The 12,468-nt window shown below is 71.0% G+C and carries 13 protein-coding genes; 3 read left to right on the top strand and 10 right to left on the bottom strand.

Translation table 11 applies throughout. The features are described 5' to 3' along the window. Positions 1 to 119: 119 nt before the first annotated feature. Positions 120 to 368 (bottom strand): SCO4226 family nickel-binding protein, encoded by a 249-nt coding sequence (locus IE200_RS01990; protein WP_191277671.1) that lies wholly within the window; start codon positions 366 to 368, stop codon positions 120 to 122. A gap of 173 nt (positions 369 to 541) precedes the next feature. On the opposite strand from IE200_RS01990, the gene IE200_RS01985 reads away from it, so the two are divergent. Continuing rightward, positions 542 to 1,654: a S8 family peptidase gene (locus tag IE200_RS01985; protein WP_191277670.1), complete on the top strand. Its 1,113-nt coding sequence runs from the start codon at positions 542 to 544 to the stop codon at positions 1,652 to 1,654. Positions 1,655 to 1,839: 185 nt separating this feature from the next. Then, entirely contained in the window at positions 1,840 to 2,283 is a 444-nt protein-coding gene (locus tag IE200_RS01980) for a ferritin-like domain-containing protein (protein ID WP_191277669.1), read from the top strand. 121 nt (positions 2,284 to 2,404) lie between these two features. Here IE200_RS01980 and IE200_RS01975 read toward each other — a convergent pair whose 3' ends face one another. Further along, positions 2,405 to 3,454: a hypothetical protein gene (locus IE200_RS01975; protein ID WP_191277668.1), complete on the bottom strand. Its 1,050-nt coding sequence runs from the start codon at positions 3,452 to 3,454 to the stop codon at positions 2,405 to 2,407. Between the two features lie 88 nt (positions 3,455 to 3,542). Between IE200_RS01975 and IE200_RS01970 the strand changes: the two genes are divergently transcribed. After that, positions 3,543 to 4,790: an HNH endonuclease signature motif containing protein gene (locus IE200_RS01970; RefSeq protein ID WP_191277667.1), complete on the top strand. Its 1,248-nt coding sequence runs from the start codon at positions 3,543 to 3,545 to the stop codon at positions 4,788 to 4,790. A gap of 323 nt (positions 4,791 to 5,113) precedes the next feature. Here the strand turns inward: IE200_RS01970 and IE200_RS01965 are convergent, their stop codons facing one another. The 8 genes from IE200_RS01965 to IE200_RS01930 all read right to left on the bottom strand — a co-directional run bounded on the left by IE200_RS01965 (position 5,114) and on the right by IE200_RS01930 (position 12,432). Then, on the bottom strand, positions 5,114 to 6,052 hold the full coding sequence (locus tag IE200_RS01965) for a cobalamin biosynthesis protein CobD/CbiB (RefSeq protein WP_191277666.1): 939 nt from the start codon (positions 6,050 to 6,052) through the stop codon (positions 5,114 to 5,116). After that, entirely contained in the window at positions 6,049 to 7,509 is a 1,461-nt protein-coding gene (locus IE200_RS01960; protein WP_191277665.1) for a cobyric acid synthase, read from the bottom strand. The genes IE200_RS01965 and IE200_RS01960 overlap by 4 nt, the downstream gene beginning before the upstream one ends. After that, entirely contained in the window at positions 7,506 to 8,081 is a 576-nt protein-coding gene (gene cobO, locus IE200_RS01955) for a cob(I)yrinic acid a,c-diamide adenosyltransferase (RefSeq protein ID WP_191277664.1), read from the bottom strand. Before cobO ends, IE200_RS01960 begins: the two co-directional genes overlap by 4 nt. A 9-nt stretch (positions 8,082 to 8,090) precedes the next feature. Beyond that, positions 8,091 to 8,846: an ABC transporter ATP-binding protein gene (locus IE200_RS01950; RefSeq protein WP_191277663.1), complete on the bottom strand. Its 756-nt coding sequence runs from the start codon at positions 8,844 to 8,846 to the stop codon at positions 8,091 to 8,093. After that, entirely contained in the window at positions 8,843 to 9,952 is a 1,110-nt protein-coding gene (locus tag IE200_RS01945) for a FecCD family ABC transporter permease (protein ID WP_229855964.1), read from the bottom strand. Before IE200_RS01945 ends, IE200_RS01950 begins: the two co-directional genes overlap by 4 nt. 4 nt (positions 9,953 to 9,956) lie before the next feature. After that, on the bottom strand, positions 9,957 to 10,901 hold the full coding sequence (locus IE200_RS01940) for an ABC transporter substrate-binding protein (protein WP_191277662.1): 945 nt from the start codon (positions 10,899 to 10,901) through the stop codon (positions 9,957 to 9,959). Between the two features lie 209 nt (positions 10,902 to 11,110). Further along, a complete protein-coding gene (locus IE200_RS01935) occupies positions 11,111 to 12,028 on the bottom strand; it encodes an aminotransferase class I/II-fold pyridoxal phosphate-dependent enzyme (RefSeq protein ID WP_191277661.1) in 918 nt (305 codons plus the stop codon). Positions 12,029 to 12,051: 23 nt separating this feature from the next. Then, positions 12,052 to 12,432 (bottom strand): hypothetical protein, encoded by a 381-nt coding sequence (locus IE200_RS01930; RefSeq protein ID WP_191277660.1) that lies wholly within the window; start codon positions 12,430 to 12,432, stop codon positions 12,052 to 12,054. Positions 12,433 to 12,468 lie beyond the last annotated feature (36 nt).

Here is a 12,468-nt window from a genome sequence, read left to right as displayed (position 1 = left end):
ATGCACGCCCGCAGCGGCGCAGCGTCAGTGCCACGTGTCACCCGGTCGGGGGTCTCTGGTCCCGGGATCCGACGAGCCGAGGCGTACGCCGCCTCGCGTCTGTGCTCTGGCGTCCGTGCTCAGGCCTGGACCGGCACCTGGTAGATGTTGTCGGCCGGGTGTCCTGCGCGTTCGTGGATCCGCTGGACGGCCTCGGCGCTGGGTGCCTCGGACAGGCAGAAGACCATGCCCGACTCGGGGTCGGCCCAGGCGTGCTTGAAGGTCACCTGCTCCTCGTCCTGGATCGCGAGGTCGGCCTGGTGGGCCTCGTTGAGGGCCTCCGTGGTGACCCCCTTCATCGTGGTGTGGACGTCCATGAACTCGGGCATGGCGGGCCTCTCTCTCGGTCTCTGGGACCTCCCACTGTTCTCCGTCCTCAGCCGATGCGCCATTGCACGTTTGGGGGATCCCGCCGGCCCGCCGCCCCCGGTCGGCGTGACTTCCCCGACCGCTGCGCGTTGGGCCTCGTGAGACGAGCAACGCCGACAGAAAGGCACGCCCCATGCGCCGCATCACTGGATCCGCACTCCCCCTCGCCATGGCAGCCGCGCTGCTGCACGGCGGGGCGGCACAGGCAGCCACGAGCGACCCCCTGCGCGACCTGCAGTGGGGCCTGGACCAGGTGCGCGCCGAGCAGGCGTGGACCTCGACGACCGGCGCGGGAGCGGTGGTCGCCGTGGTCGACAGCGGCGTCGACTTCTCCCACCCCGACCTGAGGGCCAACCTCGTCCAGGGCGCCACCTTCACCGGCTGCGAGAACCAGTCGCCCTGCGGCAACGGTGACTTCCGCGGTCCGGACGGGGAGAACAATGGCGACGAGCACGGCACCCACGTGGCGGGCATCGTCGCAGCCGTCACCGACAACGGCATCGGCGTGGCCGGCACCGCCCCGGACGCCACGATCCTTCCGGTCAAGGTGCTCGAGGACGGGAGTGGTTCCTTCGAGGAGATCGCCGACGGGATCCGCTGGTCCGCCGACAACGGAGCCGACGTCATCAACCTCAGCCTCGGCGCACTCCCCGGCGTGCAGGCGCTGACCCTGACGGGTCAGGAGAGCTCGGTCACCGAGGCGATCGCCTACGCCAACGACAGGGGCGTCTCGGTGATCGCCGCAGCGGGCAACTCCGCCACCGCCCTCTGCAACACCCCGGCCTTCGAGCCCGGGGCGGTCTGCGTCGCCTCGACGGACCGCAACGAGGCGAAGAGCTGGTTCTCGGAGCTGCCGAACAAGGCGGACCTCAAGGCGGTCTCGGCGCCGGGCGGCGCCGGCCTCCTGTTCTGCGAGGACGACATCGTCTCGACCGTGCCGCTGGGCACCGGAAGCGCCGCGTGCGGCGAGGAGGACTACGACTTCTACGCCGGCACCTCCATGGCCACGCCGCACGTGGCCGGGGTCGCAGCGCTGCTCTTCGCGCAGGGTCGCGACCGCGAGGAGGTCGAGCGCGTGCTGCTCGACACCGCGCGACAGCCCCTCACCGACATCACCGGCGTCTACTCGCCGGTCTTCGGCTGGGGCATCGTCGACGCCGCCGCGGCCACGGCGACGCCGGTCGCCACGGCTCCTGCGCCCACCACGGGCAAGGGCGGCAAGGGCGGCGGCAAGCCGCGCCGCTGAGCAGGCGGTCCATCTCGCTGCGATCGAACGGATCGCGGAGGCTGGCTGAGCTTCGGGGGCCCGCGGGGCTTGGGGTGGGTCGGGCGTGGGCGGGCGTCCAGCTCCTGACGGTCATCCCCACGGGTGATTCGTGGACGCGACGAGTCGGCAACGGTGGGGGCTTCCCATCCCACGAAGGAGCAGAGATGTCTGATGACGCCAAGGCGGCCAAGGAACTGGTCGAGACGCTGAAGGACGGCGAGCGGGGCTTCGCGGAAGCGGCGGAGAAGGTCCGCGACGGCGAGCACCCCGAGTGGGCCACGACCCTGCAGCGCTTCTCCGAGCAGCGCGCCGGCTTCTGGCGCGAGATCGTCGACATGGGTCACGCGTACGGCGACGACGTCGACGAGAGCGGCACCGTCGCGGCAGCCGTGCACCGCGGCTGGATCGCGCTGAAGGACGCCGTGACCGGCGACGACCCCGAGGCGGTGCTCAAGGCCGCTCTCACCGGTGAGGACCACGCGGTCTCGGAGTACGAGGACGCCCTGAAGCTGGACCTCAGTGCAGGGTTCCGCGAGGTCGTCGTACGCCAGCACGCTGCGGTGGTCGCTGCCCGCGACGAGGTCAAGGCGCTCCAGGTCGCCAGCTAGTCGCGTCGCCCGGCGTCGCCGCACTGGCGGCGTCGGGTGTGGCGTCGGGCGTGGCCACACACGGCGGAATGACTCAACTAGCTAGGGATGAATCGTTCTAGGCAGGCAGCCAGTCCGCTGACTACGCGTCCGCAGATGCGTGTAGCGCGCGATGCTGCGCAAATCGAGGTGCGCTGGCCTCGGTGTGTGCCGCTACGTTCCTGCCGACAATTGCAGAGACCGCGTCGCGCAGGGCCTCATTCTTGGTGGGCCTGTGGCTAACGACTCGACCGCTGTCGTCCACCGCGATGTATCCGCGTTCGAACAGGGCGTCGCAACCCAGAGTGCAGGCCAGCACAGCGGCCGTGGAAAAGTCGAGACGCTCGGCTTCGTTGAGCGTGTGGCGGGGCACGATGTGGGCTGCAACCAGCTCCCGCGCTGGGAGTTTCCGACCGCACAGTCCGCATGGAGACTCAGGCTGGGAACCAATGAGATGCCTGCGAAGGTGACGCTGCTCATGACGCACGGCCACTTGCGCGGTGCCGTCGGTTGGACCGTCGCTTCGCCATTGCGTGAGTACGGGACCATCTTCGACGTCGCTGGGTTCGAGGTCTAGGGAGAGCCGAGGCCCCCGTGACGGATTGTTCGCGGCTGTCGCCTCAGCCAAACAGCTTTGGCAGGGCGCAAGGCGACGCATCTCCTCGTCCGTCGCAAGTCTCGGCGGGTCGCCCAACAGGTTCTGGTCTTCATCCCGATACCAGTGCCAACAGTCCAAGAAGTGCCGTTTACGGATCGGCGTACCGTTCGGATTGCCGGTTGCACGATCGACAGGGATCTTCACCCACTCGACCGTTGGCCAGTCGTATCGCTCGTGAGTGTCGCGTTCGCTGCTTCCGTCGTCATTGGGCGGCCTAAGTAGACGGAAGCTCGTCTGAGTCAGGCGCTCCGCCCATCCGCCCTCTTGCAGGAGGGTGTGTGCCTGCTTGCGGATCCTGTCGTTGTCGGGCCATGTCTGGCCGGGCGTCGCGGGCGTCCCAGCCAAGTCCGCAATGAGCCACTTGAGGGCACTTTGGCTCTCTGGCTTGTACACCCTGGTGCCATCACCTTGGTCATCGATCGCGAGCGCCCACATCCGCGCGTAGAGCTCATCGAAATCTAGGGAGTAGTCGTTAGAGCTCAGGGTCGGCGGCATGATCCGAGGGTAAGCCGCGGTCTTGCTCACCAGGCGGCGAACTGGGCGCCCAGACCCGAGTGTCGGTGGCTTCTGGAAGAGTCATTCCATGACAGCCATCCAGCACTCCGACGACCACCACGTGGTGGCGCTGGCGGGTTGGATGGAGGCCGATCTCGCGGCCGCAGCCGACCGGCCACTGTGGTCGATGTCGACCAAGGAGGCCGAGGAGGTGCTGCTGTCCCTGACGCGGGCCCGCGACCAGCTCGAGGCGCTGCTGATGCGGGTGCTGCGACAGGCGCAGGCGGTGGACGCAGGGCTGGGCACCGGCGCGACGTCGACAGTCAACTGGTGGTCGCACGCGACCCGCACCACTCGCGCAGAGGCGCACCGTACGGCCCGGCTGGCCGCGGCCCTGGATGACCACGAGGAAGTCGCGCAGGCGCTGGCGTCCGGCGACCTGCGCGCCGACCAGGCACGCGTGATCACCGACGCGGTGGACGACCTCCCCGACACGGTCGAGGACTGGGTTCCAGCAGCGGCGACGCAGTTCCTGCTCGGCAAGGCGGTCGAGCACGACGCCAAGGACCTCCGGGTCCTGGGACGACGGTTGCTCGAGGCCGTCGACCCCCAGGCAGCGGACGCCGAGGAGGCGCGACGGCTGGAGGCCGAGGAGGCCGATGCCCGCGCGGCGGCGTCTCTCAGCATGGTCGACGACGGCAACGGCGTGTGCCACGGCACCTTCACCGTGCCGTCGCTGCACGGGGCGATGCTCGCCAAGGACCTCAAGGCCCGCGTCCTCCGCGACCGCAAGAAGAAGTCGTCGAGCGACGAGGAGCCGATGCCGACCCGGCACCGCCTCGGGCTGGCCCTCCTGGACTACATCGAGTCCCGACCTCCCGACTCCGTGCCGTCGTCCGGCGGGGTCGCTGCGACCGTCGTCGTCACGATGGAGCTCGAGACCCTCCGCGACAGCCTGAAGTCCGCCTCGCTCGACACCGGCGGCCGGATCAGCGCTGGTGAGGCGCGGCGGCTCGCCTGTCGCGCGGGCATCATCCCGGTGGTGCTGGGCGGGGCGAGCGTCCCGCTCGACGTCGGGCGCAAGCGGCGCTTCCACACCGAGTCGCAACGGACCGCGCTGGGGATCCGCGACGGCGGGTGCACCGCTGAGGGGTGTGACGCCCCACCAAGCCTGACCGAGGCCCACCACGACGAGGTGCCGTGGAGCCGGGGCGGCGGGACGAGCGTCGAGAAGGGCAGGCTGCTCTGCCCGCCCCACCACCGCAAGATCCACGACCCGGCGTTCCAGCACTCCCTCGACAAGCACGGCAAGGTCCGCTTCACCAGGCGGACGTGAGGGACGGCCGCGCCCCTCGAGCGGACCTCGGTGAGGCTGGGCGCGACCACGGGAGCCGCTGCGACCTCGCGGGCCAGGTCCTCGTCGGCGTAGGTGAAGGCGAGGACGGGCGCGCCTTCGACACCGTACGCGTCCGCTCGCGCCGGGCTCAGATCTGCGGCACGAGCGGGTTTCAACGTGGTGATCGGTGCGTCGTCGTCGATGGTGTCGTACGCGGGGTGTGGCACGAGGATGATTGCTGTGCCTGTCGCGTGCTCGGTGGTTCCGGATGCGTCAGGAGGCGACGCCGGAGGGGCTTGACCGGCACGTGGGGGTCGAGCAGGTCATCTGGGCGCTGTCCGGCGTCCCGCCGAGATCTGTCCGAGTCGGTGGTCGGCCCACCAGAGCAGCACCAGCGTCACGATCAGTGCCCACTCGGTCCTGCTGGTCAGCTCTCGCGCCGCAGCGATGTCGCCTGCCTCAGGGCGTGGCCCGTCGCCGAGCCGGGGCCGGGCCTCGTGGCGCCCGCCGTACTGCAGTGGACCGCCGAGCTCACGACCGAGAGTGGCCGCGACGGCTGCCTCTGCCACGCCAGCGTTCGGCGAGGGGTGCAGGCGGGCATCGCTCCGGACTGCGGCACGCACCGCCGTTGCGCGGGTCGGCGCCGCCATCATGACCAGCAGGACGAAGAGCCGGGCAGGGATCCAGTTGGCGCCGTCGTCGAGGCGGGCTGCGGCCCATCCGAAGTTCTCGTAGCGGTCGCTGTGGTGACCCACCATGGCGTCCATGGTGTTGATCGCCCGGTGCACCGTCACCCCACGGGCACCGCCGGCCAGCCCCCAGAATGCGGGGGCGACCACGGCGTCCACGAGGTTCTCCGCCAAGGACTCGACCACGGCAGCCGCGATCCCTGAGGCGTCGAGATGGCTCCGGTCGCGGCCCACCAGCGAGGGCAGGGCGACGCGGGCGGCTGCGAGGTCGCCGACGAGCAGCGGCGTCTCGACCAGACGTGCCGCGCGGCGCAGCTCGCGGCCAGCAGCGCAGACAGCAACCGCCAGGGCGGTGGAGCCGATCGCCCCGCCCGCCAAGCCGCCGATCGCACCACCGGCGAGCGCGTGGCGCACCCCGGTGGCGCGTGTGTCGGCATATCCGACAGCCTCCGCCTGCTGCATCGCGAACCCGAACCAGGACACCGGGTGCCAGCGGTCCGGCGGCTCCGGCAAGACCTTCTGCAGGAGCAACCCACCAGCGACGCTGAGCGAGCGGCGCCCCAGTCGGCTCATCGAGCACGTCCCGGACGGACCCAGCCCGGTGCGTCGGCGGCCGGGAGGGCCGAGGTCGCGATCTCGTCCAGTGCGGCCATGTCCAGGTGCTCGCGGAGCCAGGTCGCCAAGTGATCGAGGTGTGCATCCACGACCGCGTCGAAGGGCACGGGTGAGGGGTCATGACGCCGTCCTCGCAACCGGGCCACCTCGCCCAGGAAGGAGTGCCGGAAGTCGTCGTCGTCGAAGAGCCCGTGCACGCTGGTCCCGTGCACCGAGCCTCGACGGCTGCCCTCGGACGCAGGGCCCCACGGCTCGTCCGTCACCGGGCGACCCCAGCGGATCTCGTATCCGGAGCCGGTCCGTCGCACGATCTTCGGCCTGGCGAAGGTGGTCTGCACGTCCAGCAGGTCCAGGCCGGCCACTCGGCCCGCCCGGGACTCGATCGGATCGTCGATCCATCGCCCGAGCATCTGGTAGCCGGCGCAGATCCCGAGCACCACCGCATCGGTCCCAGCCACGGCGTCGGCCAGGCCGCTCTCACGGACCCAGGCCAGATCAGCGACCGTGGTGCGGCTGCCCGGCAGGATCACCAGGTCCGCACCCTCGAGGTCGTCGGGGTGCGTGGCCCAGCGCAGGCTCACCGACGGCTCCATCACGAGTGGGTCGAAGTCGGAGGGGTTGGCCAGGTGCGGCAGGCGCACGACCGCCACCCGCACCGGCGCCGACGAGCTGACCGGCCGCGCGGTCGCCGCCAGGTCGAGGCTGTCCTCGAGACCCAGCATCGGATGGTGCCCCAGATGGGGCAGCACGCCGAGCACAGGCACGCCGGTGCGATCGGTCAGCTCCGCGTGGCCGGGTCCGAGCAGGGAGGGGTCACCCCGGAACTGGTTGAACACGAACCCGCGCACCTGACGACGCAGGTGGTCCGGCAGCAGCGCCCAGGTTCCGTACGCCGCGGCGAAGGCACCGCCGCGGTCGATGTCGACGACCACGATGGCCGGCATGCCGGCCGCGGCGGCGAGGGGGAGGTTGACCAGGTCGCGGTCCAGCAGGTTGATCTCCGCCGCTCCTCCCGCGCCCTCCGCGACCACCCAGTCGTGCTCCACGCGCAGGGACGTGAACGCGTCGAGGACCACGTCGCGCAGGCCACGCGTGACCTCCCCGTAGCCGGCCGCGTCGGTGACCGAGACCTCGTCACCCATGACCACGAGGTGGCTGGTGTGCGTGGCGGACGGCTTGAGCAGGATCGGGTTCATGCGGCGGTCCGGTGCCACCCGGGCGGCGAGTGCCTGCATCGCCTGGGCGCGACCGATCTCGCCTCCGTCCGCGGTCACCGCGGCGTGGTTGGACATGTTCTGTGCCTTGAACGGCGCCACGTCGCGGCCGGCGTCGGACCAGCTCCGGCACAGGGCCGAGGCGATGGTGGACTTGCCGGCACCACTGGTGGCACCACAGACCAGCAGCGCGCCGCTCAATAGTCGATGCCCTTGCGTGCCCGGATGCCGTGCTCGAAGGCGTGCTTGATCTTCACCATCTCCGTCACGGTGTCTGCGACGTCGATGACGGGCTGCGGCATCTCCCGTCCGGTGAGGAAGACGCTGGTGTCCTCGGGCCGGTCGCGGAGGGTGGCGGCGACGTCTCCGGCGTCGATCCAGCCCCAGTTCATCGGATAGCTGACCTCGTCGAGCAGGATCATCCGGTGTTCGCCACGGTTGATCAGGTCGCGGGCGAACGCCCAGGCTGCCACCGCTTTGGCCCGGCTCTCGTCGAGGTCGCTGGAGTCCCAGCTGAAGCCGTCGCCGGCCGCGAACCACTCCACCCCGATCTGGCGGCTGATCTTCTCCTCGCCGGTGTGCCACTTCCCGCTCTTGATGAACTGCACCACCGCGGTGGGCCAGCCCCGGGCCACGGCTCGCAGCACCGTGCCGAAGGCAGCCGTCGACTTTCCCTTGCCGTGGCCGGTGTTCACGAGCACCAACGAGGGCGCCGAGCGCAGCTCGCGCTTGTCGTAGGGACGCTCGGTCCGTGGCTCTGCGTGGTCGCTCATGCGGTGCTCCTAGTCGGTGGTGGCCTTGCGGCGGGGCAGGACGACGAGCTCGCCGTCGAGCTGGTGGACGTCGAGTGAGGTGCGGTAGACGCGACTCAGCACGTCCGGGTCCAGGACCTGGCGCGGGGTGCCCACCGCATCTGTCGACCCGGCTGCGAGAAGCTGCAGGCGATCGGCGTAGCGGGCGGCGGAGCCGAGGTCGTGCATGGCGGCGATCACGCTGATGTCGTCCTGGCGGCGCAGCTCGTCGACCAGGCGGAGCACGTCGACCTGGTGGCCCAGGTCCAGGGCGCTCGTGGGCTCGTCGAGCAGCAGGACCTGGGTCTGCTGGGCGAGCGCACGGGCCACCACGGCCCGCTGTGCCTCACCCCCGGACAGGGAGGTGACGGGTCGGTCGGCGAGCTCGTCGAGCCCCAACCTGCCGATCACGTCGGCGGCAACCCGGCGGTCCCGGCGGGTCTCACCGCGCAGCCATCCCAGGTGGGCCGTGCGGCCGAGCAGGACGTACTCGACCACCGACATCCCCTCGGGCAGCAGAGGGTTCTGCGGCATCAGACCGACCCGCCGAGCCCGCGGGCCGGAGCCCACCTCCAGGGTGCCGGTGTGGCGCAGCACTCCGGCGAGGGCCTTGAGGAGCGTCGACTTGCCGGCGCCGTTGGGCCCTATGACGCCGAGCCACTCGCCGGCCTCCAGGTGGAGGTCGATGTCGCGCAGGACGTCGGTACGGCGCAGCCGGACGCCCAGGCCGGTGGCGCGGAGCCTCATCGGGACGCACCCCGCCGCCACAGCACGAACGCGAAGAAGGGAGCGCCGACGAACGCGGTGATCACTCCCACCGGCAGTTCCGCCGGCGCCACGACGGTGCGTGCGGCGACGTCGACGCTGGCGAGGAAGGCGCCACCCAGCGCCCCCGACAGTGGCAGGACCACGCGGTAGCTGTGGCTGGTCAGCATGCGCACGACATGGGGCACCACCAGGCCGACGAAGGCGATCAAGCCGCTGACCGACACCGCGGCGGCCGTCATCAGCGTGGCCGCGATGATCACGACCAACCGGACCCGGGCCGGGTCGAGGCCGAGCGCCTTGGCCTCGTCGTCTCCGAGGCGCAACACGTCGAGGTGTCGGGCGTGGGCCAGCAGCACCACCCCGGAGATGGCGACGTAGGGGAGCAGCAGGAGTACCTGGTCCCATCCGTGGGTGGTGAGCTGGCCGAACAGCCAGCTCAGCGCCTCCCTCGCCCTCGTCTCGTCGAGCTGCTGCAGCGCGTAGGTCTGGGCGGCCGAGAACAGCGCCGCCATCGCCACCCCGGCGAGCAGCAGCGTGGCGGCAGAGGAGAACGATCCACGGGCGATCAGCGCCGACCCGCTCACCGCCAGCAGTGCTCCGGCGAACGCTGCCGCCGGCACCGCGCTGAACGGACCGAAGCTGATGTCGAGGTCGTGTCCGAGAGCGAGCACCGCGCCCAGTCCGGCTCCCGCCGAGACCCCGAGCAGGTAGGGGTCGGCGAGCGGGTTGCGGAAGACCCCTTGGTAGGCCGCCCCGGCCATCCCGAGGGCGGCTCCGACCAACATGCCCAGCGCCGTACGAGGAAGGCGGATCGACCACAGGATCGCCCCCTGGGACGTGGACAGGTCGGCGTCGACCGCGACCCCCGGCACGGCATCGAGCAACGCCGACAGCACTCCGGCCACCGGCATCCCGGCGGCCCCCCGCGTAGCGCTGACCAGACCCGCGACGACGAGCAGGGCCAGCGCCAGCAGCAGGGCAGGCGTCGAGAGCCGATACGCACGATCCGCCGCCCGGTCGACCGCGCCCGGGGACCTCGGGTCGCCCGGCGCGCCAGCCGCCTCCGCGGTGGTGTCGCTCAGCACGTGCTCAGCCGACGGGTGTCTTCAGGGAGGTCATCGCGTCGGCGATCGACTCGATCATCTGCGGCAGTCGTGGTCCCCAGCGCGAGGAGATGTCGGCGTCGACGGTGACGATGTCGCCGTTCCTGACCGCGCTGACGTTCTCCCAGCCGGGTCGGCTCGCCACGTCCTCGGCGGTGTAGCTGACCTGGTCGGTGATCACGATCAGCTCCGGGTCGGCGGCGATGACCGCCTCCTCGGTGAGCTGCGGGTAGCCGCTCCTCTGCTTGTCAGCCGCGTCGGCGACGTTGGTCGCACCGAGCGCGTCGTACACCGAGCCGATGAAGCTGTGCGAGCTGGCGGCGTACAGCTCCTCATCCAGCTCGTGGTAGACCCGCAGGCCCTGCTGAGGGGCTGCTTCGAGCGCGTCGGCCACCTCGGCCCTCATGTCCGCGACCACCTTCGCGGTCTCGTCGACGTGACCGGTCGCCAGGCCGAGGGCGGCGACGCCGTCGTAGCCGTCCTCGACGGTGGCCGGAGCCGGGTTGACGATGGTCGGGATGTCGAGCTTGGCCAGCGCCCCGACGATGCCGTTGGTGTCGTTGGCGATCACCACGAGGTCGGGCTCGTGGCCGGCGATCGCCTCGACGTTCGGGTCGTACGCCGACAGGTCGGTGGTCGGCGCTTCTGCGGGGTAGGTCGAGTACTCATCTGCAGCGACCACCTGGTCCCCGGCGCCTATGGCGAACAGGATCTCGGTGGCGGACGGTGAGAGGGAGACGATGCGCTGAGGCTGCTCGTCCAGGGTGACCTCGCCGTGGACGCCGTCGATGGTCACCGGATATCCACCCGACGAGGCAGTGTTCTCGGGGGCCGCGGGCGAGCTGCTGGCGTCGTCGCCCTCGCCGCAGCCGGCGAGGATGAGCGAGGCCGCGAGGGCCAGCGCGATGGGCAGGTTGCGGGGCTGGTTCAACGTTCCTCCTGGTAGATCGAGGAGGAAGCGCTCGCCGACGAGTGGCCGGACGAAACCCACCCCAGTCCTCGAGGGCGATGCGGTTCACGTCGAGAAGATCGACCGGACTCGTCCACCAGGAGCTGGTGGCTTGACCGTTGCGGGACAGTGCCGGACTCTCACCGGACTTCGTCTTCAGGACGCCCGCACAGGGTAGACCCGGCGAAGGCTCAGGACGCAGGGGGGTCCAAGGCGCGGCCGAGTGCCCGACCCAGTCGGGCCAGCTGATCCGGATGAGGTACGGCGACGCGTGCGACACCTGCCATCCCGAAGCTGGTGCAGTCTCGGACCAGGACCCCGTGGGGAGCCAGGGCTTCACGCAGACCCGGCCGGTCCACCAGCACCCAGGGGGCAGCGGCGTGGGTCACCTCGAGGCCGTAGGCGCGCAGGAGCGCCACCAGACGGTCACGTGCGTCACTGATCTGCGCCGACCACGTGGGGAGATCCGCGGACTCGAGCAGGTCGGGCAGCACGGCGAGCGAGAGCGCGCTGGTGGACCAGTGCGGCTGATGGCGACGGACCCGGTCGAGGTCCACCGGGTCCTCGACGAGCACGTAGCCCAGCCGCAGCCCCGGGCACGCGAACGTCTTGGTGAGGGAGCCGACGACCGAGCCCCTGCGGCCAGCACTCCAGCGGCCCGTGGCAAGCGCGTAGAACGCCTCGTCCCAGATGTCCGCATGCTCCTCGGGCCCGGCCAGGTGCCCGGTAGGACTGTGCGGGTCGCTGCGCCACACCGGTCCGACGTCGCCTCGCGGGTGCAGCGCGAACTCGGGCTCGCTGAGCACCTGACCGCCGTGCTCGGCGGCGAGCAGTGCGATCGCCTCGCTGCCACCGTTGGTCAGCAACAGTCGCTCCGGGTCCACCGCCAGCGCCTGGGCCAGGAGCCGAGTCGCCGGGCGGTCGTCCGGATAGTGGCCCAGGGCGTCCAGGTGTCGGGTGACCAGCTCGGCCACGTCCGCAGCGAACGGATTCAAGTTCTGCGAGAGGTCGAGGAAGTCGGTCGGATCGAGCCCGAGCGCCCGGGCCACTGCCGGTCCGTCACCGCCGTGCGCGCCTGCGGCGGGCAACGTCTGGGGGTGCTCGGCCACGCACCGAGCCTAGGACTGGCAGCTCAGCGCGCGGGCCGGGGGATGGCAGCCACGCATCGGCGCTCGAGGTCGCGCTGACGCCTCCACCTCTGGAGCAACCCGGGCGGGCGTCCCAGGCCGATGGTGTCCGGTGCCTCGTCCACCTCCAGGCCGGCACCGTCCCACCGACCGCGGAAGCTCCACTGGGTCCACTGCTCCAGGTCCGGGAACGACGCATCCTGCCCGAACAGCACCGCCGGGCCCGGTGGCGGCGGGGACGGGTGCCCGGACCGCAGGGCGATGTGCCCGGGACCTCCGCCGGAGAGGCGGGCGACGCGCACCACGGGCTCGTCGGCGCCCGCCACGACGAGGAGGTGGTCGCGAGCGCAGTCGTCGCGCACCTGCGCGGGGGTGACGGCATCCACGTCGATCTCGACGAGCAGGCGCGGGAGGTACCACCA

Origin of the sequence: Nocardioides flavus (ex Wang et al. 2016), assembly GCF_014653115.1 — a bacterium.
Classification (GTDB): Bacteria; Actinomycetota; Actinomycetes; order Propionibacteriales; family Nocardioidaceae; genus Nocardioides; species Nocardioides flavus.
This window is presented reverse-complemented; position numbering and strand designations above follow the sequence as displayed.

What these genes read in the sequence shown, in the direction of transcription:
- IE200_RS01990 (WP_191277671.1), bottom strand. Translation starts at nt 368, where the DNA reads ATGCCCGAGTTCATGGACGTCCACACCACGATGAAGGGGGTCACCACG.
- IE200_RS01985 (WP_191277670.1), top strand. Translation starts at nt 542, where the DNA reads ATGCGCCGCATCACTGGATCCGCACTCCCCCTCGCCATGGCAGCCGCG.
- IE200_RS01980 (WP_191277669.1), top strand. Translation starts at nt 1,840, where the DNA reads ATGTCTGATGACGCCAAGGCGGCCAAGGAACTGGTCGAGACGCTGAAG.
- IE200_RS01975 (WP_191277668.1), bottom strand. Translation starts at nt 3,454, where the DNA reads ATGCCGCCGACCCTGAGCTCTAACGACTACTCCCTAGATTTCGATGAG.
- IE200_RS01970 (WP_191277667.1), top strand. Translation starts at nt 3,543, where the DNA reads ATGACAGCCATCCAGCACTCCGACGACCACCACGTGGTGGCGCTGGCG.
- IE200_RS01965 (WP_191277666.1), bottom strand. Translation starts at nt 6,052, where the DNA reads ATGAGCCGACTGGGGCGCCGCTCGCTCAGCGTCGCTGGTGGGTTGCTC.
- cobO (WP_191277664.1), bottom strand. Translation starts at nt 8,081, where the DNA reads ATGAGCGACCACGCAGAGCCACGGACCGAGCGTCCCTACGACAAGCGC.
- IE200_RS01950 (WP_191277663.1), bottom strand. Translation starts at nt 8,846, where the DNA reads ATGAGGCTCCGCGCCACCGGCCTGGGCGTCCGGCTGCGCCGTACCGAC.